The sequence below is a fragment of the Janibacter hoylei PVAS-1 genome (genome assembly GCF_004025845.1).
Classification (GTDB): Bacteria; Actinomycetota; Actinomycetes; order Actinomycetales; family Dermatophilaceae; genus Janibacter; species Janibacter hoylei.
The window spans coordinates 407,518-431,336 of the sequence record NZ_PIPF01000007.1; the positions used below are offsets into that span (position 1 = coordinate 407,518).

The 23,819-nt window shown below is 71.5% G+C and carries 21 protein-coding genes; 10 read left to right on the forward strand and 11 right to left on the reverse strand.

Annotated features, from left to right (window positions below; genetic code table 11):
* The first annotated feature begins 43 nt into the window (after positions 1–43).
* The 3 genes from lipA to CWN80_RS08835 are packed head-to-tail and all read left to right on the forward strand — an operon-like array spanning position 44 to position 3,192.
* Entirely contained in the window at positions 44–1,099 is a 1,056-nt protein-coding gene (gene lipA, locus CWN80_RS08825; RefSeq protein WP_128277147.1) for a lipoyl synthase, read from the forward strand.
* A gap of 36 nt (positions 1,100–1,135) precedes the next feature.
* Positions 1,136–1,858, forward strand: coding sequence for a DUF4191 domain-containing protein (locus CWN80_RS08830; RefSeq protein WP_128277148.1), 723 nt, complete (start codon positions 1,136–1,138; stop codon positions 1,856–1,858).
* Between the two features lie 56 nt (positions 1,859–1,914).
* On the forward strand, positions 1,915–3,192 hold the full coding sequence (locus CWN80_RS08835) for a M18 family aminopeptidase (RefSeq protein ID WP_007929083.1): 1,278 nt from the start codon (positions 1,915–1,917) through the stop codon (positions 3,190–3,192).
* Here CWN80_RS08835 and CWN80_RS08840 read toward each other — a convergent pair.
* From CWN80_RS08840 to CWN80_RS08870, 7 genes are all read right to left on the reverse strand, one after another.
* The gene (locus tag CWN80_RS08840) at positions 3,177–4,253 is read right to left on the reverse strand and encodes a phosphotransferase family protein (RefSeq protein WP_007929082.1); all 1,077 of its coding nucleotides are present in this window, start codon (positions 4,251–4,253) and stop codon (positions 3,177–3,179) included. The genes CWN80_RS08835 and CWN80_RS08840 overlap by 16 nt on opposite strands.
* A complete protein-coding gene (locus tag CWN80_RS08845; protein ID WP_157986920.1) occupies positions 4,250–5,473 on the reverse strand; it encodes a phosphotransferase in 1,224 nt (407 codons plus the stop codon). Before CWN80_RS08845 ends, CWN80_RS08840 begins: the two co-directional genes overlap by 4 nt.
* Positions 5,457–7,316 (reverse strand): ABC transporter ATP-binding protein, encoded by a 1,860-nt coding sequence (locus CWN80_RS08850; RefSeq protein WP_238148146.1) that lies wholly within the window; start codon positions 7,314–7,316, stop codon positions 5,457–5,459. Before CWN80_RS08850 ends, CWN80_RS08845 begins: the two co-directional genes overlap by 17 nt.
* Positions 7,313–8,515, reverse strand: coding sequence for a glycosyltransferase family 4 protein (locus CWN80_RS08855; RefSeq protein ID WP_040881604.1), 1,203 nt, complete (start codon positions 8,513–8,515; stop codon positions 7,313–7,315). The genes CWN80_RS08850 and CWN80_RS08855 overlap by 4 nt, the downstream gene beginning before the upstream one ends.
* On the reverse strand, positions 8,512–9,780 hold the full coding sequence (locus CWN80_RS08860; RefSeq protein ID WP_007929077.1) for a glycosyltransferase family 4 protein: 1,269 nt from the start codon (positions 9,778–9,780) through the stop codon (positions 8,512–8,514). The genes CWN80_RS08855 and CWN80_RS08860 overlap by 4 nt, the downstream gene beginning before the upstream one ends.
* Positions 9,780–11,012, reverse strand: coding sequence for a glycosyltransferase family protein (locus CWN80_RS08865; RefSeq protein WP_128277149.1), 1,233 nt, complete (start codon positions 11,010–11,012; stop codon positions 9,780–9,782). The genes CWN80_RS08860 and CWN80_RS08865 overlap by 1 nt, the downstream gene beginning before the upstream one ends.
* A 76-nt stretch (positions 11,013–11,088) precedes the next feature.
* On the reverse strand, positions 11,089–11,505 hold the full coding sequence (locus CWN80_RS08870) for an RDD family protein (protein WP_007929075.1): 417 nt from the start codon (positions 11,503–11,505) through the stop codon (positions 11,089–11,091).
* Positions 11,506–11,713: 208 nt separating this feature from the next.
* Here CWN80_RS08870 and glnA point away from each other — a divergent pair, with 208 nt between their 5' ends.
* Both glnA and CWN80_RS08880 read left to right on the forward strand, forming a co-directional pair.
* Positions 11,714–13,138 carry a type I glutamate--ammonia ligase gene (glnA, locus tag CWN80_RS08875; RefSeq protein WP_114201355.1) on the forward strand — a complete coding sequence of 475 codons (1,425 nt, stop codon included), beginning with the start codon at positions 11,714–11,716 and terminating at the stop codon, positions 13,136–13,138.
* A 671-nt stretch (positions 13,139–13,809) separates the two neighbouring features.
* Positions 13,810–14,280, forward strand: a complete 471-nt coding sequence (locus CWN80_RS08880) for a CinA family protein (RefSeq protein WP_007929071.1) — start codon at positions 13,810–13,812, stop codon at positions 14,278–14,280.
* A gap of 67 nt (positions 14,281–14,347) precedes the next feature.
* Here the strand turns inward: CWN80_RS08880 and CWN80_RS08885 are convergent, their stop codons facing one another.
* From CWN80_RS08885 to CWN80_RS08900, 4 genes are all read right to left on the reverse strand, one after another.
* Positions 14,348–14,731, reverse strand: coding sequence for an Hsp20/alpha crystallin family protein (locus CWN80_RS08885; RefSeq protein WP_007929070.1), 384 nt, complete (start codon positions 14,729–14,731; stop codon positions 14,348–14,350).
* A gap of 59 nt (positions 14,732–14,790) precedes the next feature.
* Positions 14,791–15,045, reverse strand: a complete 255-nt coding sequence (locus CWN80_RS08890) for a hypothetical protein (RefSeq protein WP_128277150.1) — start codon at positions 15,043–15,045, stop codon at positions 14,791–14,793.
* Positions 15,046–15,319: 274 nt separating this feature from the next.
* A complete protein-coding gene (locus CWN80_RS08895; protein ID WP_007929066.1) occupies positions 15,320–16,297 on the reverse strand; it encodes a cation diffusion facilitator family transporter in 978 nt (325 codons plus the stop codon).
* Positions 16,294–16,779: a transporter substrate-binding domain-containing protein gene (locus CWN80_RS08900; RefSeq protein ID WP_007929064.1), complete on the reverse strand. Its 486-nt coding sequence runs from the start codon at positions 16,777–16,779 to the stop codon at positions 16,294–16,296. The genes CWN80_RS08895 and CWN80_RS08900 overlap by 4 nt, the downstream gene beginning before the upstream one ends.
* 189 nt (positions 16,780–16,968) lie before the next feature.
* On the opposite strand from CWN80_RS08900, the gene CWN80_RS08905 reads away from it, so the two are divergent.
* The 5 genes from CWN80_RS08905 (at position 16,969) to CWN80_RS08925 (ending at position 23,742) form a co-directional block, all read left to right on the forward strand.
* The gene (locus CWN80_RS08905) at positions 16,969–17,745 is read left to right on the forward strand and encodes an NAD-dependent epimerase/dehydratase family protein (RefSeq protein WP_007929063.1); all 777 of its coding nucleotides are present in this window, start codon (positions 16,969–16,971) and stop codon (positions 17,743–17,745) included.
* A gap of 22 nt (positions 17,746–17,767) precedes the next feature.
* Entirely contained in the window at positions 17,768–19,282 is a 1,515-nt protein-coding gene (locus CWN80_RS08910) for an acetyl-CoA hydrolase/transferase family protein (protein WP_007929062.1), read from the forward strand.
* A gap of 13 nt (positions 19,283–19,295) precedes the next feature.
* Positions 19,296–20,465 carry an MFS transporter gene (locus CWN80_RS08915; RefSeq protein ID WP_238148147.1) on the forward strand — a complete coding sequence of 390 codons (1,170 nt, stop codon included), beginning with the start codon at positions 19,296–19,298 and terminating at the stop codon, positions 20,463–20,465.
* 159 nt (positions 20,466–20,624) lie between these two features.
* Positions 20,625–22,385, forward strand: coding sequence for an SPFH domain-containing protein (locus CWN80_RS08920; RefSeq protein ID WP_202865233.1), 1,761 nt, complete (start codon positions 20,625–20,627; stop codon positions 22,383–22,385).
* Positions 22,378–23,742 carry an SPFH domain-containing protein gene (locus tag CWN80_RS08925; protein ID WP_202865234.1) on the forward strand — a complete coding sequence of 455 codons (1,365 nt, stop codon included), beginning with the start codon at positions 22,378–22,380 and terminating at the stop codon, positions 23,740–23,742. Before CWN80_RS08920 ends, CWN80_RS08925 begins: the two co-directional genes overlap by 8 nt.
* Positions 23,743–23,819: the final 77 nt, after the last annotated feature.

Below are 23,819 nucleotides of genomic sequence, written 5' to 3' on the forward strand. Positions count from 1 at the left end.
CTCCGGACACCCTCCGGACCACCGACACTGCCAGGAGAGCTGCGTGACCGTCGCACCCGAAGGACGTCGTCTGCTGCGCGTCGAGGCGCGCAACGCCGAGACCCCCATCGAGCGCAAGCCGGAGTGGATCCGGACCACCGCCAAGATGGGCCCCGAGTACAACCAGATGCGTGGCCGCGTCAGTGGCGCTGGCCTGCACACGGTCTGCCAGGAGGCGGGCTGCCCCAACATCTTCGAGTGCTGGGAGGACCGCGAGGCGACCTTCCTCATCGGCGGTGACGTGTGCACCCGGCGCTGCGACTTCTGCGACATCGCGACCGGCCGCCCCACCTCGCTCGACATGGACGAGCCGCGCCGCGTCGCCGAGTCCGTCCGCGAGATGGGCCTGCGCTACTCCACCGTCACCGGCGTCGCCCGCGACGACCAGCCCGACGGTGCCGCCGCGCTCTACGCGGAGACGATCCGCGCGATCCACGAGCTCAACCCCACGACCGGTGTCGAGATCCTCCCGCCCGACTTCGGGGCCAAGCCCGAGCTCGTCGGCCAGGTCTTCGACGCCCGCCCCGAGGTCTTCGCCCACAACCTCGAGACCGTGCCGCGCATCTTCCGCAAGATCCGCCCGGCCTTCACCTACGAGAAGTCCCTCAAGGTGCTCTCCATGGCCCGCGAGGCCGAGCTGGTCACCAAGTCCAACCTCATCCTCGGGATGGGTGAGGAGGACCACGAGATCGAGGAGGCGATCCGCGACCTGCACGAGGCGGGCTGCGACATCCTCACGATCACCCAGTACCTGCGCCCCTCCAAGCTGCACCACCCGATCGACCGGTGGGTCAAGCCCGAGGAGTTCGTCCACTGGAGCGAGCTCGCCGAGGCGATCGGCTTCAAGGGCGTCATGGCCGGGCCGCTCGTGCGCTCGAGCTACCGGGCCGGTCGCCTCTACGCGACGGCGATGCGCAAGTGGGGCCGCGCGGTCCCGGAGCACCTGTCGCACCTCGAGGCGGCCATCGACGAGCCGGCCCGCCAGGAGGCGGCGACGCTCGTCGCCAAGAGCCGAGCCCAGGCGATCCTCGACCAGCCGGCCACCGGCACCGACGGCTGACGCCACCCCCTTCGCGAGGAACTAGACTCTCCCCCCATGGCCAGCAAGAGCGACACCCCCTCCAAGCCGAAGCGCGAGAACCCCTTCAAGCGCATCGCCTCCGTCTACCGGACGGTCAAGCAGCTCGACCCGCAGGTCGGCCTGTGGATGCTGCTCGGCTTCGTCGTCGTGCTGGCGGTCGGTGCGCTCATCGGCCTGATCTTCGGGCACGTCATCGCCTCGCTGCTCGTCGCGCTCCCCTTCGCCGCGCTCGCCGCGATGATCGTGCTGTCGCGACGGGGTGAGCGGGCCGCCTTCGCCCAGATGGAGGGCCAGCGCGGTGCCTCCATCGGCGGCCTGTCCGCGCTGCGCCGCGGCTGGTACTACGACCAGGAGCCGGTCGCCGCCGACGCCACCAAGCCGAGCGAGATCGCCACGGCCGCCGTCGTCTTCCGCGCCCTCGGCCGCCCGGGCATCGTCCTGCTCGGCGAGGGCCCCAAGCACCGCGTCGACAAGCTCTTCGCCAAGGAGACCAAGAAGGTCGCCCGCGTCGCCCCCGGCGTCCCGGTCCACACCTTCATCGTCGGCAGCGGCGAGGGCGAGCTGGCCCCCCGCAAGATCCGCATGACCCTCACCAAGCTGCGCCCGGAGCTGTCGAAGGAGGAGATGTCGGTCGTCAACAAGCGGCTGAAGTCCCTCCCCGGGATCCGTCAGGGTGTCCCCGCCGGGGTTGACCCGTCGCGCGCCCGGATGAACCGCAGCGCCCTGCGCGGCCGCTGACCCACCCGCGGCGCCGGCCCGCGGCGCCACCACCGCCGACCCCCGGGAGAGCACCCGTGCCCGCAGCCACGACCACCCACGCCGAGGACCTCGCCGACTTCGTCGACGCCTCCCCCTCGAGCTATCACGCGGCCGCCGAGGTGGCCCGCCGGCTGCTCGACGCCGGCTTCACCTCCCTCCACGAGAGCGACGCCTGGCCGCAGGAGCCGGGTCGCTACGTCGTCGTGCGCGAGGGCGCGGTCATCGCGTGGGCCGTGCCGACGAGCGCCGGCCCGACGACCCCGGTGCGCGTCTTCGGCGCCCACAGCGACTCCCCCGGCTTCAAGCTCAAGCCCCAGCCGACCACCGGCCACCTCGGCTGGCTGCAGGCCGGCGTCGAGGTCTACGGCGGGCCGCTGGTCAACTCCTGGCTGGACCGTGAACTGCGGCTGGCCGGTCGACTCGTCCTCGAGGACGGCACCGAGGTGCTCGCCGACTCCGGCCCGCTGCTGCGGCTGCCCCAGCTGGCGATCCACCTCGACCGCGAGGTCAACGAGCGCCTCACCCTCGACCGACAGGTCCACACCCAGCCCGTGTGGGGCGTGGGTGCCGCCGAGTCAGCGGACCTGATCGCCGAGCTCGCCGACCGCGTCGGTGTCGACGCGGCCCGGGTGCGCGGATACGACCTCGTGACGGCCGACTCCGCCCGTGGTGCCGTCTTCGGCCGGGACGACGTCTTCTTCGCCGCGGGTCGTCTCGACGACCTCGCGAGCGCGCACGCGGGCACGGTGGCGCTGGCCGAGGTCGGCGACGACCTGGGCGCCGACCACATCCCGATGCTCGCCGTCTTCGACCACGAGGAGGTCGGCTCGGCCTCGCGCACCGGCGCGGGCGGCCCCTTCCTCGAGGAGGTGCTCGAGCGCATCGGCATCTCCCTCGGCGCCGACCGCGGCGACCGGCTGCGGGCGCTCGCGTCGTCGTGGTGCATCTCGAGCGACGTCGGGCACTCGGTGCACCCCAACTACCCCGGCAAGCACGACCCGCACGTGCGGCCCGTGCTCGGGTCCGGCCCGATCCTCAAGCTCAACGCCAACCAGCGCTACGCGAGCGATGGTGTCGGCGCGGCGGCCTGGCGCGGCTGGTGCGAGGCGTCCGGTGTGCACAGCCAGGACTTCGTCTCCAACAACACCGTGCCGTGCGGGTCGACGATCGGCCCGATCACCGCGACCCGCCTGGGGATCCGCACCGTCGACGTCGGCATCCCGATCCTGTCGATGCACTCGGCGCGCGAGCTCGCCGGCACGAGCGACCTGCTCGACCTGGCGCGCGTGGCGCGCACCTACTTCGCGGGCTGACCCCCGCCCGGCAGGTCCCCCGGACGGAAGGCGTAGAGCGCCTCCAGCCGCGCCGCCGCGAGGGCGCGGTAGCCGGCGGTCGCGGCGCGGGTCCGGTCGTCGGGCACGTACCCGTCGAGCACCCCCTGCTCAACCGCAGCCGCGGTCTCCCGCTGCGTCCAGCCCTGGCGCACCCGCAGGTCGAGGTGGGCCAGGAGGTTGCCGAGGTCGAGGGCCGGGTCCCCGAGACCCAGGGTGTCGACGTCGAGCATCCCGATCGATGCGCCGTCGACGAGCAGCTGCTTGTCGTGGAGGTCGCGGTGCAGCAGCGACGGTGCAGCCGGTCGGGCGAGGGCGGCGATCGTGGCCGCGGCCGCGGCGATCCGCCGGTCCACCACGAGCGCCTCTCGGGGCTGCAGGGCGCGATGCGTGCGCGCGAGATCGAGCAGCGCACGCGTGGCGTCCACCTCGGCTGCGAGGTCGTGGGTGGTCGTCCCGTCCGGCGCGGTCGCCGCCGAGTGCAGGGTGCGCACAGCTCGTCCCACCTCCGTGGCCACGACCGCAGGGACAACCCCTGTCAGCAGGTCGTGCAGGGTCTGCCCGGGCAGGGTGGTCAGCACGATCGTGCCGCCGGCCTCGTCCCACTGGGTGACCTCGGGGGCCGAGAGGCCGGGGACGGCGGCGGCTGCGCGCACCCGGCGGACGAGCTCGGCGGTGCGGCTTGGGCGCACGACCTTGGTGTAGACGTACCCATCGCCGCGCTGGTACCGCACGACCGCGCGCCGCTCGGGGCGGTGCACGACGAGCTCGGCCCCGCCTGCGACGAGGTCGGCCAGAGCAGGCAGTCGCCGGTCGGCCCCGTCGTGCTGGAGCACCAGGCGGGACCCGAGGCGCTCGACGCGGCCGGGGGTGGCGTCGGCGACCCGCGTGGCCTCGGTGGCATCGTCGATCCACTGACCGATGACCCGCTGCCGGTCGGGGCCCCGTAGGTCGAGGTGCAGGCGATCACGGCGCGGGTGAGCCCGGACGAGCTCGAGACCGTGGCCGGTCACCGTGCGCCGGACCTCGTCGAAGGGGGTCATGCCGCCACCTGCAGACCGGCCTGCTCCGCAGCGAGCGCGATGAGATCGGCCGTCAGGTCGGGCCAGCGGGGGTGGCCGGACCTGAAGGGCTCCGCTGCCCTCGACAGCAGGGCGAGTGCGGTGCGTGGGCCCAGGTCGTCGGTGGCCGGCCCCGACCAGGTGCTGGCGTGGCCGGCGAGCAGGGGCTCGCGGAGGCGGGCCACGAGTCCGGCAGCGCCCTCGGCGCCGGGCGTGGCGAGCCGGGTCAGGGCAGCGGCCGCGAGCAGGCTCGCCACGTCGTCGAGCGGGTTGCCGAGACGGACCCGGTCGAGGTCGATGAGCCCGAGGTCGTGGCCGTCCGCGACGACCTGGTCGAGCGAGAGGTCGCCGTGCAGCAGGGCTCCCGGCCCGGTACGAAGGGAGCCCCGCGCCACCTCGGCCACGTGGTGTACGAGGTCGACGTGCGCGCCGAGCACCGGCGCGAGGGCGTCGACACCGGGGCCGTCCATGGCCCGCTCCGGGGCGACGTCGGCACGTCCGGTGGCGTGCAGCTCGCCGAGGCAGGCTCCCAGGCGCCGTACGGCCGCGACGGAGACGTCGCTGTCAAGGGTGCGACCGGGCAGGTGCTCGAGGGCGATGAGGCCGCGCCGGTGGGTGGCGAGCACGCGCGGCAGTCGCAGGGAGGGCGCATGGTCCGGCCGGACGCGTGCGTGGGCGGCGAGCGCGTCGTCGTACCCGCGGCGGGCGTACGCGCGCAGCACCACGTGGCCCGCTCCCTCGGCTCGCGGCAGCCGACCGACCCATCGCCGGGCCGGCTTGTGGGCCAGGGTCTGCGGGCTCGCGTCGGTGGCGACCGGATGCCCGGCCCCGGAGAGCCAGTCGGCGAGGTCACCCGTGCGGACGAGGCGACGGAGCGCGGGCAGGCGGCGATCGGTGCGTGCGTCGACGACGAGCAGCCCCACCTCGGGGGCATCGAGCAGCACCTCGCCCGGAGTCACGTGGCGCAGGGCCTTGCCCCGTTTGTCGGGCGCGGCGTTGCCCCAGGCGTGCGCGATCACGGGCCGGCCGGCGACGTCGAGCAGGGCGACGGCGCTCGTACCGGGCTTGTAGCGCAGGTACGACCTCGTCGTCGGGCCGCCCAGCTGCTCAGCGAGCACGGCGGGCTCGAGCAGCCCGGGCAGACCCGGCAGGCCGAGGTCGGCGACGACCAACCGCTCGTGGGCCTCAGCTGCCGACAGCACTGGCGACACCCCCTTCGTGGCGTGGCCGGAGGGCGTCGTCGAGCTCGCCGGCATGACGGGCCAGCACCTCGTCGGGGCGGCCGACGTCGGTGACGCGACCGGCGTCGACCCAGACGATGCGGTCGGCGGACCGGGCCGCGTCGAGGTCGTGGGTGATGACGATCGTCGTGCGACCGGCCGTCAGCCGGTCGAGCGCCGCGGTGACCTCGACCTCGGTCTCGCCGTCGAGGCCGACTGTCGCCTCGTCGAGGATGACGACGGGCGCGTCGCGGACGACCGCCCGAGCGATCGCGATGCGTTGCCGCTGCCCTCCCGAGAGCGTGCTCCCCCGCTCGGAGACGACCGTGTCGTAGCCCTGTGGCAGGGCAGTGATGAAGTCGTGGGCACCGGCGGCACGAGCGGCGGCGACGACCCGCTCCTCGGTGACCTCGGCCGCCCCCTCGGGAGCGCCCATCGCGATGTTGTCGCGGATCGTCGTGGCGAAGAGCAGGCTCTCCTGGAGCACCACCGCGACCTGGCTGCGCACGCCGTGGACCGTGAGGTCCTGCAGGTCCCACCCGTCGAGGCGCACCGTCCCGGAGTCCGGGTCGTGCATGCGCAGCAGCAGCCCGGCGAGCGAGGACTTGCCCGCGCCGGAGGGGCCGACGACGGCGACCCGCTCCCCCGGGTGGATCCGCAGGCTCACGCCACGCAGCACCGGGTGACCCGGCACGTACGAGAGCCAGACGTCCTCGAGCTCGACGTGGCCGGCGACCCGCCGGCCGGGTGTGGCCCACGAGGCGTCGCGCACGGTGGGCTCGGTGTCGAGCAGGTCGACGACGCGCTCTGCGGAGGCCGCGGCCTGGGCGATGCGCCCGGTGTACTTCGCGAGATCGCGCATCGGCTTGAAGGCCGCCTTGAGATAGGTGATGAAGACGACGAGCTCACCGGGAGTGAGCGCGCCGGCGAGCACGCGCTGGGCCCCGACGTAGAGGACGAGGGCCGTCGCCAGGCCGACGAGCACGTCGGTGGACCGCTCGAGCCCGGCGGAGAGCTTCTTCGCCTTGACCCCGTCCTTGAGCGTCTTGACGTTGTCCGACGCGAAGCGGCTCTGCATCTCGCTCTCGAGCGTGTAGGCCTGCACGACCTTCATCGACCCGAGGGTCTCGGTGGCGAGGGTCGCGAGGTGGCCCTCGGCCTTGCGCTGCTTGCGCGAGACGGTGTGGATGCGGCGGGTGGCGCTGCGTCCGGTGAGGACGAAGACGGGGAAGACGACGAGCATGCACAGCGCGAGCTGCCAGTCGAGCACGAAGACGACGACGAGCATCGCGACGAGGGTGAGGACGTTGCCGGCGAGCGGGAGCGCGGCGGTCACGGCCACCTCCTTGAGCCGGCCGACGTCGCTCGTGATGCGCTGGACGAGGTCACCCGTGCGGGCCCGGTCGTGGAAGGACAGCGACAGGCGCTGCAGGTGCGCGAAGGCATCGGCGCGCACGGCCGTGAGCAGCCGGTTGCCCGCGAGCGCGAAGCAGACGGTCATGCCGTAGCTGGCTGCGGCCCGGAGCAGGACGACGACGAGCAGGCCGAGGCAGGCGAGCACGAGGACCTGCTGCAGGTCGTCGGGCTGGCCCTGGTGCAGGTCGGCGCCGAGGTGGCCGATGACGCCGTCGATGACGAACTTCAGCGGCCACGGCTCGAGCAGGCGCATGACGACCTCGAGTGCCATCGCGGCGCCGCCGCCGGCGATGAGGGTCCGCTGCCGGCGCAGGTGCGGTCGCACGTGCGGCACGAGACGCCGCAGCCCGGGCAGCGCCTCGCGCAGACCCTCGGGCCGGCGCACCTTGCGCAGGGGTGAGTCGCTCACGCGGTCTGCCCCCACAGGTCGTCGGCGAGCGAGGTGCGCGGGGCGGGGACCGTGTCGAGGATGCGCGCGACGACCAGGCTCCAGTCGTGCCGGTCCTCCGCGGCCCGGCGCCCGGCCCGGCCGAGCTCGGCGCGCATCGTCGGGTCCCGGCGCAGGCCGGCGAGAGCGGCGGCCAGCTCGGCCGGGTCACCGGGCCGCACGAGGACGCCGAGGCCACCGTCGTCGAGGATGCCGGGGCAAGGACCGATGTCGCTGGCGACGACGGGGAGCCCGGCGGCGAGGTACTCGTAGAGCTTGAGCGGCGAGAAGTAGAAGTCGGGCAGCCGCGGGTAGGGCGCCACGGCGATGTCCATCGCGGCGAGCTCGGCGGGCATGTCCTCGGGGGCCACCGCGCCGACGAGGTCGACGCGGTCGACGACGCCCAGCTCGCGAGCCAACTCGGCCAGCCCCGTGCGCCGCGGGCCGTCGCCGACGAGCCGCAGGCGTGCGTGCGGGTCGGTACGCGCCACCCGGGCGAAGGCCTCGACGAGCACCTCCACCCCGTGCCAGGGCTTGAGCGTGCCGACGAAGCCGATGACGAAGGGGGGCTGCTCCCCCCTTCGCCCGCTGTGGGCTGCAGGTCGGATGAAGCGCGTGTCCACGCCGTTGGGCACGACGTGCACGGCGGTGTTGTCGGTGCGCTCGGTGACCCAGCGGGCGACGGGCGCGGAGACGGTGACGACCGACCCTGCGGCGTCGAAGGCGGCCGTCGCGATGCCTACGGCGCCATCGCGGTCGGCGAGCACCCGGTGCTCGGCCTGCTCGTCGACGAGCGGCGCGTTGACCTCGAGCACGCTGGCGACGGCCCGCTGCCGGGCCCAGGCCATGGCCGCCGGCGACCACAGCGAGTAGCGCTCGTAGACGAGATCGAGCGGGTCCTCCCGGTGCAGCTGCTCGAGCAGGTCGGCCGCCGCGTACGCGGACCGCCGCGCCGACGCCTCACGCTCGGCGCCAGGCTCCCCGGTGGTGCGGGGCAGCTCGTGCAGGACGACACCATCGAGGCCGCGGGGCAGGTCGCCCCCGACGCGGGCGGCGATGAGGTGCACCTCGCCGCCGCGGCGGAGGAGCTCGCGCACGACGGCCTGCACGTGGACGGAGGCTCCCTTGTGCCCGAAGACGGGGACGCCGGGGTCGGCGCACACGTAGGCGACGCGCCTCATGCGACCGCGCTCCCGCCCTCGGATGCGCATTTCCCTAGGTAAATGCGGTCGTCCTGGGAGGCGATGGCGGCGGCGAAGATCCCCTGCAGCTCCCGGGCGTGGTCGCGGAAGTCGAAGTCCGCCTCGAGCAGGCGGCGCGCGGCCCGAGCCCACCCGGCCGCGGTCTCGGGGTCGTCGAGGACGCGGGCGATGGCCTGCCCGAGCGCCGCGGGGTCGCTCTCGGGGGCGAGCAGCCCGGTCTCCTCGTGGCGCACGATCTCGGGGATGCCGGTGACGGGGGTCGAGACGCACGGCGTGCCGAGCGCCAGGGCCTCGAGGAGCACGGTGGGCAGGCCGTCACGGTTGCCGTCGGCGCCGACGACGCACGGGGCGGCGAAGACGTCCGCGGCAGCGACGATCTCACGGACCCGGGACTGCGGGAGCGCGCCGTGCATCGTCACGACGTCGCCCAGCCCGAGCTCGCCGATGCGCTCGCGCAGCGTCGCCTCGAGGGGGCCGGTGCCGACGAGGTCGACGTGCACGTCCCTGCCGGCGCCGACGAGCTCGGCGACGGCGGTGAGCAGGTCACCGAAGCCCTTCTTCTCCACGAGCCGTCCGACGGCGGCGATGCGGTCGGGGCCGGCGGTCTCCCCCTTCGTCGCGAAGGGGAAGGCCTGCAGGTCGACGCTGTTGTACAGCCGGGTGACCCGGTCGGCGGCGGCGCCGAACTCGCGCTGCAGGTGGCGCCGGTTGTACTCGCTCACGGTCACGGTCGTGTGCGCCTCGCGCAGCTTGGTGGCCAGCTCGGCGGGCACGACCTCCTCGTGGAAGATGTCCTTGGCGTGCGCCGTGAAGGACCACGTGATGCCCGTGAGGCGCGCGGCGATCCGGGCGACGTCGGCGGCGATCGAGCCGAAGTGCGCGTGCAGGTGCTCCAGCCCCGAGCGGCGCACCGCGCCGGCAAGCTCGACGGCGGCCAGGGCGACGTCCTCGGGTGCGGCGAGCAGCTCGTCGAGGTGGTCGGCGACCTGCGGCACCTCGGCTGCTGCGGCCCGCAGCCCGGACCAGAAGAGGCTGGCCTTGTGCTCGCGGGAGAGGTAGGTGACGGGCGCCTGCACCCGGGCGAGCAGCTCGTGGAAGCGCCCGTCGATCGGCAGCCGCAGCGAGAAGATCTCGACGTGGGTGCCGAGGGCCTCCTGCTGGAGGATCTCGTGGACGATGAAGGTCTCGGAGAAGCGCGGGTACATCTTCAGCACGTACCCGACGCGCGGGGTGGGCGTGGACATCAGCTGGCCTCCTCGAGGTCGGCGGCGTGGGTCGCGGCGGTGCGGTGGAGCCGGGTGAGCAGGTGGGGCACCCGGCGCAGCCCGCCGAGCGCGATGGTCTGCCGGTCCCGGACGAAGGGGGCCCCCGTCGCCTGCTCGAGCCAGCCGGCGAGCGCGTGCGGCGTGACGAGTTCGGGGTGCAGCGCGTCGACGAGGCCGAGACCGCTCAGCCGGTCGGCGCGCACGAGCTGCTCCTGGCGGGGGCGCACCCTCGGGACGATGAGCGCGGGCACGTTGCCCGTGAGCACCTCGCACACAGTGTTGTAGCCGCCCATGGAGACGACCGCGTCGGCGCCGGCGACGAGCTCGACGGCGTCGGTGACGAACTCGCGCACGACGAGGTCGTCACAGCCGTCGGCGATCTCCTGCAGCCGCAGGCGCAGGGAGGGCTGCATGTACGGGCCGGTGATGATGACGCCGGTCCGACCGGTCGGGTAGGTCGCGTGGGCGAAGGCGAGGGCGGTGTCGTAGCCGTCCTGCCCGCCGCCGACCATGCACAGGACGTAGGGGCGCGGCACGGGGCCGGCGGGTGGTTCGTCGCGGGGCGGGATGAGCCCCTCGGACCGCCCGTCAACGAGGTAGCCGGTGTAGCGGACCCGGCGGGCGACGGTGGGCGGCAGCTCGTAGTCGGCGACGACGTCGACGACGTCACTGTCGCCGTAGACCCAGACCTCGTCGTAGTGGTCGCGGATCGCCTGCGTCGTGCGGGACGAGCGCCACTCGCGGGCCGCGGTCAGCGGGTCGTCAAGGATGTCGCGCAGGCCGAGGACGACGCGGGGGCGGGCGCCGGTGGTGTGCCCTCGGACGGCGTGCAGCGCCTCGAGCGCCTGCTCGAGCTCACCGTCGAGACCGCGGGCGACCTTGTCCACGACGACGACATCGGGGGCGAAGCTCGTGAGTGCCGTGGTGATGACGTTGGAGCGCAGGGTGAGCAGCGCGTCGAGGTCCATGGCGAAGGTGGCGGCGGCGTATCCCCCGTCGCTGTCCTTGGCCACCGTCGGCACGGTGATGACCTCGGTGTGGGGCGGCAGCGGCAGCGAGGTCGCCTGCGGTGCGCCGGTGAGCACGAGGACGTCGGTGCGCGGGTCGGCCGCGACGATCGCCCCGGCGAGGGCGAGGTTGCGGCGGATGTGGCCTAGCCCCTGGGTGTCGTGGGAGTAGAAGGCGATGCGGCGCCGTGGTGTCGTGGTCACGGGCACCACCGTGCAGGGCCGCTGTGAGGTGAACGTGAAGTGAAGATGAGGAAGCCCTCATGCTCCGCCCCGACGGTCAGGGAGCGGTGGCGCGCACCACCCGGGTGCCGGCGGCGAGGTCGTGGAGGCCGCGGCCGTCCCCCTTCGCCGTCACGAGCGGGGGGATGAAGAGGCACAGCAGCGCGGCCCGCACCGCCGAGCGAAGGGGGGTCACCCACCCGCCGTGCAGGGCGGCGACGCGAAGCCCGAGCAGGCGGTGGCCGAAGGTCGCCCCGCCGAGGGTGACGCCGACGAGGTTGAGCACGAAGAGCAGGCCGAGCGGGACGAAGGAGAAGGCCTCGGGGCTCAGCTCGACGAGGCGGCCGATGAGGCCGTTGGTGATCAGCAGGCAGGCCACCCAGTCGACGACGAGGGCGACGACGCGACGGCCGAAGGGGGCGGTGCTCCCTTCGTCGTCCGGGGCGGGCTGGGGGCGGGGCGTGGTGCTGCTCACCGGGGCAGCCTATGTGGACCAGCCGTGGACGCTCCCGCCGCCCGGACCGGCCGCTGGCTAGGATCGGTCTCACCACATGGGATCTCGGTCTCGTGTAACACGGGTGAAACATTTGGGTCATGGCCGGGTAATCGGCCCCGCCTAGGGTTTGACCAACAGTTGAAGCGGCAGGTCAGAGCGGCCTGCCGCCCCACCCCAGGAGGATGGTTTGTTCAGCTCCCCTGACGAGGTTCTTGAGTTCATCAAGGCCGAAGACGTCAAGTTCGTCGACATCCGGTTCTGCGACCTGCCGGGCATCATGCAGCACTTCAACGTGCCGGCCGAGTCCATCGACGAGGACTTCTTCACCGAGGGCCAGATGTTCGACGGCTCCTCGATCCGCGGCTTCCAGGCCATCCACGAGTCCGACATGAAGCTCGTCCCGGACATCAAGACCGCCTACCTGGACCCCTTCCGCGAGGAGAAGACGCTCATCGTCAACTTCTCGATCGTCGACCCCTTCACCGGTGAGCAGTACAGCCGCGACCCGCGCAACGTCGCGGCCAAGGCCGAGGCCTACCTCAAGTCGACCGGCATCGCCGACACCGCCTACTTCGGCGCCGAGGCCGAGTTCTACGTCTTCGACGACGTGCGCTTCGACACCCAGCCGCAGGGCTCCTACTACTTCCTCGACTCGATCGAGGCCAAGTGGAACTCCGGTCGCAAGGAGGAGGGCGGCAACCAGGGCTACAAGACGGCCATGAAGGGCGGCTACTTCCCCGTGCCGCCGGTGGACCACTTCGCCGACCTGCGCGACAAGATCTGCCTGAACATGAAGACCGTCGGCCTCGAGGTCGAGCGCGCCCACCACGAGGTCGGCTCCGCGGGTCAGCAGGAGATCAACTACAAGTTCAACACCCTGCTGCAGTCCGGCGACGACATCATGAAGTTCAAGTACGTCGTCAAGAACACGGCCTGGCAGGAGGGCCGCACGGCCACCTTCATGCCGAAGCCGATCTTCGGCGACAACGGCTCGGGCATGCACACCCACCAGTCCCTGTGGAAGGACGGCGAGCCGCTCTTCTACGACGAGCAGGGCTACGGCGGCCTGTCCGACATCGCCCGCTGGTACATCGGTGGTCTGCTCAAGCACGCCCCCGCGCTGCTCGCCTTCACCAACCCGACGGCCAACAGCTACCACCGCCTGGTCCCGGGCTTCGAGGCCCCGATCAACCTCGTCTACTCGGCCCGCAACCGCTCGGCCTGCATCCGCATCCCGATCGCGGGCAACTCCCCCAAGGCCAAGCGCGTCGAATTCCGCATCCCGGACCCGTCGAGCAACCCCTACCTGTGCTTCGCCGCCCAGCTCATGGCCGGCATCGACGGCATCAAGAACCGCATCGAGCCCCCGGAGCCGGTCGACAAGGACCTCTACGAGCTGCCCCCGGAGGAGCACGAGGCCATCGAGCAGGTCCCGACCTCGCTCCCCGAGGTGCTCAAGGCCCTCGAGGCCGACCACGAGTTCCTGCTCGAGGGCGACGTCTTCACCCAGGACCTCATCGACACCTGGATCCAGTGGAAGTACGAGAACGAGGTGCTCCCCCTGCAGGTGCGCCCCCACCCGCACGAGTTCGAGATGTACTTCGACATCTGATCTTCGGAGGCATGACAAGGGCCAGGATCCCCGGAATATCGGGGATCCTGGCCCTCAGTTTGTGCTCCGGTGCAGACAGGGTAAACATGGCTACCCACTCAGAGAGCGAGCCCGTTGCTACAGCGGTAAAAACCGGCGTGCGCGTCGTGTCACCGTCGTCTTCAATGGAGGCGACGTCATGCCGCAGGTCATGAACGGAAGTCCCGGCACCCGAGCCACCCAAGGAGACCACGACGAAGGGGCAGCGGTGGCAGCCGCGCCGCGCGCCGAGGAGGGCACGACAAAGGAGCAGGACCTGAGCCGGGCCGAGATGAGCGCCGACCGACAGATCTCGTTCCGAAAGTCACCTGCAAGCAGCGGTCAGCCCCTCTCGCCACCTGTCGGCATCAGCCCCGGGTACTGGGAGATCTGGCACTGCACGAGGCGGCAGAACTCCATGTGCCCTGCTGCCGTTCTCAAATTGTCACCCGTTGCTCGTCCTCGCCGCGTGCGCGTATCGGGTGAGGGTGGCGAGCCCGGACTGCGATCATCCTCGCGCAGGCAGACCGGAGTTGGTCAAAAGCTCCCAGTACCGATAATGGCCGCCCGATGCACTCCTACATCTGAGCCGTCTCTGGCGAACTGCGCGGCAGCACTCGCCCCAGCACCATCGACGTACTAGCGTTTTGGTCGTGACCTCCGCCTCCGCAGGCAAACTCGTCGACGAGATCGCTCGTGCCGCCGCGGTCGCCGACGCCCGGATCGCGGTCGCCGAGTCCCTGACCAGCGGGAACATCGCCGCGCGCTTGGGACGGGGGCAGAACGCCAGTCAATGGTTCGCGGGCGCCGTCGTCGCGTACAGCGTCGACGTCAAGACAACCGTCCTGGGCATGACGCGTGGACTCGATCCCGTATCGAGCGCCGCGGCCCAAGAACTCGCGCGCGGGGTGCGTGAGCTGACGGACGCCACCATCGCCGTCTCCGCTACGGGTGTCGGGGGTCCGCAGGACCAGGACGGCCACCCTGCGGGGACGGTGTACCTGGGGTGGTCGACCGCGTTCGAGGAGGGCAGCCGACTGGTGGAGTGCTCCGACGACCCGGCGAAGGCCCTCGAGGACACCGTCGAGTCCGCGCTGCAGGAGATCCACCGACTCCTCCCGTGACCTTCGCCCTGCCCGACGCGAAGAGCCCTGCACGGGTGCAGGGCTCTTCGCGTGGATCGCGGGTCGACTACGTGGAACTCTCGCGATCACGGGTGCTGGACGACTCCTCGCCCCGGTCGGAGGACGCCTCCACTTCGACCGGCTGGGAGGAAGGTGTCCCGACCGAGATCTGTCGCGGCAGCGATCGCTTGTTCACCGGCAGGACGACGGTCAGGACCCCGTTGTCGTAGGTGGCCGACACCTGATCGGGATCGATGTCGTCCCCGAAGGTGAGCTGCCGCCGGTAACTGCCGGAGAAGCGTTCACTGGTCAACCACTGGACCTCTTGCTCGTGCAGGGAGGAGCGGTGAGCGGTCAAGGTCAGGACGCCGCGACCCATGTTGACGTCGATGCTCCCGGGGTCCATGCCCGGAAGGTCCGCGTGGACGAAGTCGAACGCGAGGCCCTTCACACAGCGCCGATCGCAGCTGGTCGACCCCTGCGCCATGACTGACGCGCGGTCTCGCAGTCTCAGGTGCGCACCGGCTCCGCCGTGGCCACGTCGTCGACGACGTCGATGAGGACCTGGAGGTTGGCGATGAGGGCGCCGTACAACGGCCACAGCAAACCGGACAAATCATCGGTCGACAGGTCCTCGGCCAGGACGATGGTGTCGCTCGACATCCGACCGCCGTCCCAGCGCACCGTGGGCCGGCCGATCTCCGAGACGTGCTGGACGCGGACCGGTGACCACCCGGCCACCGGCGGCACGCAGATCCGCGACAAGACCGTGCAGCAGCTCCATCGGGTCGAGCTGTGCTTGGTCGGCCAGCACCACGCACCCGGCGTGCGGCAAGGGGACGGGCAGGTCGTGGCTCCAGCCCGTGGACAGCCCCACCGCCGTCGCGGCCTCGTGCTCGCGCAGGCCACGCGTCGACCTCGATCGGTGTCGGGGGCATAGGTCACCCGCCCGCCGACCCGGGTGCCGACGTCACGGCCGGTGGGCACCTGCACTGGGTCCCGCGCAGGACTGCGACGGGGACGATGGCGGTCGCGCCCGTCAGCGGGTGAAGGTCTCGGGGATCTGCCGAACGGGGACGATGACGACGTCGTCGACCTTCCAGTCGAGGTCACGCGCTACCTGGGCGGCGTGCTCGAGGTCGTCGATGTCGGCGATGTGACCCGCGTGCGGCACGACGAAGCTCTCCACATGGAAGACGTGCCCCATGTCGCGCACGCGGCTGTGGCTGCTGTGCACCCACCCGATCTCCTCGAGTGCCTCGTCGACCTGCTCGGTCAGGGGGTGGCGTCGCGTCCCGTCCACCGTGCGGGCCTGGGCGTCCATGAGCGCGCCCGAGGCGTGTCGCACGTTGGTCCACCCGTCGCGGATGATCGACATGGAGATCGCGATCGCGACGACCGCGTCCGCCCACCACAGCCCGACCCCGATGCCTAGGACGCCGACGATCGTCCCGGTCGCAGTGCGCCAGTCCGCCTTCTGCATGTCCGCGTCGTTGTACAGGACCCGGTCGTGCAAGGTGTCTGCGAGCGGCAGCTTCATCCGTCCCAGGACGACGGGGCCGATGGCGGTGTAGGCCATCGCGGCGATCATCACCCAGCCCGCCCACACCGCATGTCCGAAGAGGTCGACGGTCCCGACCGGAGGGTGCTCACCGTGCAGCAGACCCATCGCCGAGTCGACGATGAGGTAGACGCCCATGCCCAGGAGGGCGACCGCGGCTGCCAGGTGTCCACCACCGACGGCGCGATGGTGACCGTAGGGGTGCTCGGCGTCCACCGGGCGTCGGGCGCGCCGCTGCGCGAACAGGAAGGCGACCGGCGGGATGAGGGCGAGCATGTCCTCCACCCAGGCCGCCTTCATCGCCTGCGAGCTGCCCATCGCGAAAAAGACCACGACGATGCAGGTCGCCATGTACCCCAGGGTCACCCACTCGAGCCGGATGGCCCGCCGCAGGGCCGTGCCCTGCTCGTCCGGTAGCCGGGTGCGCCCGAAGGAGAGCGCTCCCGGCGTGCTCACGGCGCCCTCCCGTGGGTGTCGAGCCACCGCTCGAGCGAGGACTGCGCGGCGTTCTCGCCGGCCGGGACCGCCATCACGTGGGCGCGTGGTCCGTCCGGACCAGGGACCTCGACGTAGGGCCGGGTGAGTCCGACCTTCGAGCTCCATGCGCTCTGGTCTGTGACACCGCCGATGAGGACATCGATGTCACCGCGCTCAAGTGCGGCCACGAGGGCCTCCTCACCATCGACCTGCCAGGCGACCGTGGCACCGAGTGATTCGGCCCATCCCGTGATGATCTCCACCTCGGAGCCGGAGGGCGGGCTCGTCGTCACGTCGGTCCACGGCGGGTGGTGGGACACACCCACCCGGAGCTCGCCCGATGAACGCACCCGGTCGAGCGTCCCGTCAGGGTCCTGCGGGATGCTCCCGCACGCGGCAAGAAGCATCAGGAGCACGACGCAGGCTGCCAGACGCACGACATTCCGCAAGCCGACGACCATGGGGACATGCTAGCCACGCGGCTCCAGTCGGGTCGGACTCCTTGCTCCTCGCGAGCACTGCAGTCACGCACATGACTCCTCCCGTGAGCTCGCCCCGCCCATCGACGGACGCCACCGACGAGGACGGCGCCCTGCGGGTCCTGGCGCCTGCCCTGTTGACGAACCGCCCGGACGCAGCAGAGTGGGGGGATGACGAAGCGACGTGTCCTCATCACCGGTTCGACGGGCGGGGTCGGCACGATCCTGACCCAGCGCCTGCACGACGACTACGACCTCGTCGGGCACGCACGCGAACCCGACCCGGGCGCCGACCCGGTGGTCCGCGGGGCCGACCTGGTCGACTACGACGCGGTCCTGGCAGCCATGGACGGCATCGACACCGTCGTCCACCTGGCCGGTGCGGCATCGCCAGAAGCCTCGTGGGGCCAGGTGCTCGACGCCAACATCGTCGGCACCCGCAACGTCCTGGAAGCCGCTCGTGCGGCCGGGGTGGCACGGGTCGTCTTCGCCTCGTCCAATCACGCGATGGGCATGTACGACCGGCTCGAGCAGTGGCCGGTCTACCCCGGCACACTCCCCCGTGCCGACTCGCTCTACGGGGTGTCCAAGGTCTTCGGCGAGACGCTGGGCCGGTACTACTTCGACGAGCACGGGCTGTCCTTCATCGCGTTGCGGATCGGCTGGGTCTGCGGTGACCCGACCCTCGTCGACACCGATCTCCTCCATGCCATGTGGCTGAGCGAGGACGACGCCGCACAGGTCGTGCGCTGCGCGATCGAGGCGGACATCGACTTCGGCATCTACTACGCGGTCTCCGACAACCTCAATCGCCGCTGGTCGATGACCAACACCATGCTCGAGCTCGGCTACCGACCCCGCGACTCGTGGTCGCACGAGGCACCGACCGACGAGCCCGTCGTCGAGGGCGGCCGCGCCGTCGACGACTCCTGGCCGAAGGGGTCGTGACCGGCCCTGACAGGATGACGCCATGTCCCGTGTCATCTGCCCGCTCCTGAGCACACGCGTCACGACAGCGGAGAAGGCGGTCGAGCACATCCGCCCCGGCGACAACGTCGGGATGAGCGGGTTCACCGGGGCCGGCTACCCCAAGGCGCTGCCGACCGCCCTGCACGACCGGATGGTCGCGGCGCACGCGCGGGGCGAGGACTTCCGCATCGGGCTGTGGACGGGTGCCTCGACCGCGCCCGACGCCGACGGTGTCCTCGCGGAGGCGAAGGGAGTCTCCTCCCGCCTGCCGTACAACTCCGACCCGACGATGCGCAGCCTGATCAACTCCGGCGAGGTCGACTACGTCGACGCGCACCTGAGCCACTCCGCCCAGCACATGTGGTTCGGCTTCTACGGCAACCTCGACGTCGCCGTCGTCGAGGTCACCGCGGTGCTGCCCAACGGCCTGCTCGTGCCGAGCAGCTCGGTCGGCAACAACAAGACCTGGCTCGACCAGGCCGACCGGGTGATCCTCGAGGTCAACCACTGGCAGCCGCGCGAGTTCGAGGGCTTCCACGACGTCTACTACGGCACCCAGCTGCCGCCGCACCGCCGGCCGATCCAGCTGACCGACCCGATGCAGCGGATCGGCGACCCCTACCTGCGGGTCGACCCGGCCAAGGTCGTGGCCGTCGTCGAGACCGACCGACCGGACCGCAACTCACCCTTCACCCCGCCCGACGAGACCTCGCGGGCGATCGCGGGTCACGTCGTCGACTTCCTCCGGCACGAGGTGCGGGCCGGGCGGATGCCCCCTTCGCTCCTGCCGCTGCAGTCCGGGGTCGGCAACGTCGCCAATGCCGTGCTCGCGGGGCTGGACGGCAGCGAGTTCACCGACCTCGTCGCCTTCACCGAAGTGCTCCAGGACGGGCTGCTCGACCTCCTCGACAGCGGGACGGTGCGGGCCGCGTCGGCGACCTCCTTCGGCCTCTCCGACGTGGGCGTAGAGCGCTTCCTCGCCAACATCAGCAGCTACAAGGGCCGGATCCTGCTGCGCAGCGAGGAGATCTCCAACCACCCCGAGCTGGTCCGGCGCCTCGGCGTCATCGCGATGAACGGCATGATCGAGGCCGACATCTACGGCAACGTCAACTCGACGCACATCGCCGGCAGCCGGATCATGAACGGCATCGGCGGCAGCGGCGACTTCACCCGCAATGCCTTCCTCAACTTCTTCCTCACCCCCTCCACGGCGAAGGGGGGCAAGGTTTCCGCCTTCGTCCCGATGGCCAGCCACGTCGACCACACCGAGCACGACGTGCAGATCATCGTCAGCGAGCACGGGCTGGCCGACCTGCGCGGACTCTCCCCGCGCCAGCGGGCGCCGCGGATCATCGACCACTGCGCCGACCCCTCCTTCCGGCCGGCGCTGCACGACTACTTCGCCCGCGCGCAGGCCGCCCGGCCCGACGCCGTGCACACCCCCCACCTGCTCGGCGAGGCGCTCAGCTGGCACGAGCGGTTCCTGGAGACCGGGAGCATGCACGCGGGGTGAGAGACTGCTGCCGGTGAGCAGTGTGTGGACCGCGCGGGGCATGCCCGCGCTGCTGATGGCGACCTTCCTGGGCTTCAGCGGGTTCGCCGTCCTCATGCCCGTGGCACCCCTGTGGGCGGTGCGCGGTGGCGCCGACGAAGGGGGCGCCGGCCTCGTCAACGGCGTGCTCCTCCTCGTCACCGTCCTCACGCAGTTCACCGTCCCGGCGCTGCTGCGTCGCTTCGGCTGGGGGCCGACCCTGGCCACCGGGCTCGTCCTGCTCGGCGCCCCGTCGCTGGGCCTGGCGGCCAGCGATGCACTCCATTCGATCCTCGCGCTGTCTGCGGTGCGCGGGGTGGGCTTCGGCATCCTCACGGTCGCCGGCAGCGCCGCGGTGGCCGAGCTGTCCGACCCGGAGACGCGGGGCAAGGCGGTCGGTGCCTACGGTCTGGCGATCGCCGGCCCGCAGGTCGTGCTGCTCCCCCTCGGGTCGTGGGTCGCGGAGACGGTCGGCTTCGTCCCCGTCTTCGTCGCGGGCGCCATCCCCCTCCTCGGGGTGCCGGCGGCCCTGGCGCTCGGGCGGGCCCTCGAGACCTTCCCCTCCGGCAGCGACCGCGGCACGGACGTGGGTGGCGCGAGCACGGCCCGCGCGACGATCACACTGCTGCGCCCGATGGTCCTCCTCCTGGGCGTGACGATCGCCGGCGGAGCGGTGCTGACCTTCGGCCCGCAGATGGTGCGCGACCCGGCGGTCGTCATCCCGGCGCTGGCGCTCATGGAGCTCATGGCGGCGATCTTCCGGTGGTGGATCGGCGGCGTCGCGGACCGGCTCGGGGCGGAGCGGTTCCTCGCCCCCTTCGTCCTGCTCACCGTCGTCGGCGTCGGCGGCATGGCGTGGGCCGTGCACGAGCAGTCCGTGCCCGTGCTGATCGTCGGCGCGTTGCTCCTCGGCAGCGCCTACGGGGCGCTGCAAAACCTCACCCTCGTCATCTCCTTCGCCTCCGTGAGCCGACGCCACCTCGGGCTGGCCAGCTCGATCTGGAATGTCGGCTTCGACCTCGGCTCGGCCATCGGCTCGGTGGTCGTCGGCGCGATCGCGGTCGCCGCGGACTTCCCGACGGCGCTCGCCGTGACCGGCGCCTTCGCGCTGCTGACGCTGCCGTTGGCGCTCGTGCGGCTGCGGCAGGGGCGGCCGCGGGTGTAGCCCCTTCGAGACGGTCGCTGCGCGACCTCCTCAGGGAGCGAAGGTGGGGAGCGCTGCGCGACCGCCTCAGAGAGCGAAGATGGGGAGCGCTCCCCCTGATGCAGCCAAACCCCTTGTGGGACACTCGCCGCAACTCAGGGAACGAGCAAAGGGGCACGGGTGAGCAACCCAGCACAGCAGTTCATGGACAGGGCCAGGCAGGTCGCGGACGCGGCCGGCGTGGGGCAGGCGGTCGACCAGGCACTCGGGCAGGTGCAGCAGAGCGCCGGCTTCGACCTCAACGCGCGGGACTTCCCCGCGGCACGGGGCGAAGGGGGGTCCGCCGGTACCCGGATCAATGCCGACCACGTCGCCCTCGACGACGCGGCCGAGGCGCTCAGCCGCAGCCGCTACGAGATGGGCCAGAGCGGCCCGGTCCACGTCATCACGCCGATGGTCATGCCCAAGGGGCGCCGGCTGCAGGCGATGGCGCCGGCCATCCTGCTCGTGCTCATCGGCGTCGCCGGCGGGGTCGTGCTGCTGCCCTTCGGCATCAGCCTGGCGGTCTTCGGCCCGCACTACTGGCTGCTCGTGGTCGTCGCCGCGGCCTTCCTGTGGTGGCGCCAGGGCATGGTCATGGTGCCTGAGGGCTGCACGGCGCTGATCTCCCGCTTCGGCAAGGTCGAGGCCGAGGTCGGTCCCGGTCGGGTGACCCTGTGGAACCCGTGGAAGCGGGTCTCCTACATCGTCAACACGACGCGCGAGTACCCCTTCAACGCGCCGATCCGCTCGGCCCCCACGAAGTCCGGCGTGCAGGCATCGGTCGACCTCTTCCTCCAGTTCCGCATCGTCAGCGCGCGCGAGTTCGTCTTCGTCCTCGGTGCCGTGCAGGGCTTCCAGGACAAGCTCAACAACGCGATCTCGGAGACGACCCGCTCCCTGATCTACGAGCAGGAGGCCTCGGGCATCTACGACCTCGTCGGCGAGAGCACGGCGCGGCTGCTCGACCAGCTCAACGCGCAGTTCGCTCCCGCGGTCGAGCTGACGACGGCCAACATCACCCACGCCGAGCCCTCCGCGCAGGAGTACCGGATGGATCTCGCGGCGCCGGAGATGATCCGGGTGGCCAAGGAGGCCTACACCTACGACTACGAGCTGGGGCTGAAGAAGGAGCAGAACGAGGGTGACCTCAACAAGGACCTCGCCTCGCTCAACGAAAACCTCTCGGCGATCCAGGCCGACATCGCCCGCTACCAGGCGCAGATGGACACCGCCCTCGAGCGGGAGACCAACCGCGCCAATGCCGTGGCCCGCCAGCGCTTCGTCGAGTCCGAGTCCGAGGCCCACGCCAACGCGGCGCTCCTCGAGGCGCAGGCCCTCGACATCCGTGCGCTGAGCGCGGCGCTCGCCCCGGAGATCCTCGACTACCGCTATCAGCAGGACATGCTCGACAAGATGGAGGGCGTCTCCGGGTCGCTCCCCCAGATCGTGCGCGTGGGTGGCGAGTCCGAGGGCGTCGACTACCTGCAGATCGCCCGTCAGCTCGTCGGCGGTCAGAGCAGCCAGCTCTTCAGCGCCGACGACATGGAGGCCATCCGGGCCCGTCAGGCCGACATCGCCGAGCGGGTCGCCGAGCGCGAGTCCGAGATCGCCGAGCTGCTCCAGGCTCCGGAGGAGACCGAGGTCGAGATCCTGCCGGTCACCGAGACGGAGACCGACCCGGCCGGCGAGCAGCGTCTCGACGAGATCCGTCAGTCGGTCACCGAGGAGATCGACCTGCCGGGCGAAGGGGAGGAACCGCCGCCCCCGCCGCCGGGCACCAACCCGCCGGTCCCGCCGGCGGTCGACGAGCCGACCCCGCCGGCACCGCCGGCGCCGCGGGTGACCCCCGCGCCGCAGGTCACCATCAACGACATGAGCGAGGGTGAGCGCAATGAGTGACCAGATGATGGAGCAGGCGGTCCGCGCAGTGCGTGGCCAGGGCATGAGCTCGATCAAGGAGGTCGTCTCCGGGTGGGGCGACGTCGCCCGCTACCTGCGCGGCGGTGACTCCGGCTCGGTCGTGCCGGTTGTCATCCCCAAGGACAAGCGCGGCATGCGCTGGACCTCGCTCATCTGGTTCGGCGCGTGGGCCCTGCTGAGCGGGATCTTCCTCGCGGCGACCGACCACGGCGCACTCGGCGGGCTCGCGATCTTCGTCGCGATCCTCGCCTTCCTCCTGTCGGCACTGTGGTGGTGGCGCTCCTCGATCGTCGAGATCGAGGAGGGCACGGTCGGGGTGCTGACGAAGTTCGGCGCCATCTCCGGGCCCGGCCTCTCCCCCGGCCGCCACTACCTGTGGCACCCGTGGGCCCGGGTCGCCTATGTCGTCGACGTGACGACCGAGATCCCCTACACCGCACCGGTGCTCAGCTCGCCGACGCACGAAAACGTGCCGCTGAAGTCGATCGAGTTCTTCCTGCGCTTCCGCATCGTCGACGCGATCCGTTTCGTCCAGACGATCGGTGCGGGCAACTTCGACCTCGTGCTGAGCAACTCGGTGCAGGACGCGATCCGGCAGCGCAGCCGGCAGGTGCGCACCGAGCAGGCCTACGACCTGCGCGGCAGCGACGTCAAGGACATGCAGGACCTGCTCAACCGTCAGCTGACCCGCTACGGCGTGCAGATCATGGGCTGCAACATCCCCGACGTGCAGCTGCCCGACCAGTACCGGGAGCACCTCGCCACGCGTGAGCGGGTGGCCAAGGAGCTCGTGGCCTACGAAAAGGAGTGGGAGCTGACCCGCAAGCGCCGCATCGACACCCTGCTGCTGGAGATCGAGCGCTCCAAGAAGGTCCGCGACGCCAAGGTCGTCGAGGTCCAGGCCTCGCTCAACAAGGCCCGCAAGGACGTCGCGCAGATGCTCGAGGAGCGCGAGACCGAGGCGCAGAAGATCCGCTACGAGATCGAGACCCGCGCGCGGACCAACCTCGTCGCGGCCCAGGGTGAGGCCAAGGCGCAGGAGCAGCTGGCCACGGCCTACCGCGACAACCGCGCGGTCCTCGGCTACGAGCTGGCCCGGCGCCGCCTCGACGTCGGCGCCACGCTGGCCGACGACGCCCCGCGCCCGGTCATCGTCCACACCGACGCCGGCTCGGGCGACAGCTCGGCCCTGTCGACGCTGCTCATGGCCCAGCTGCTGCCGCAGCTGCAGTCCGAGGCCTCCGCTCCCCGCAGCGCGCAGCGTCAGGTGAGCGGTGCGGTCAACCAGGCTGCGCAGCGAGCAGCCCAGGCCGTGCAGGAGAAGTCGCAGGGCTGACGACACCCGACCGAAGGGGGCCGCGCCGGGAGACCGGGGCGGCCCCCTTCGTCATGCCCGGGCCTGCGCATTTCCCT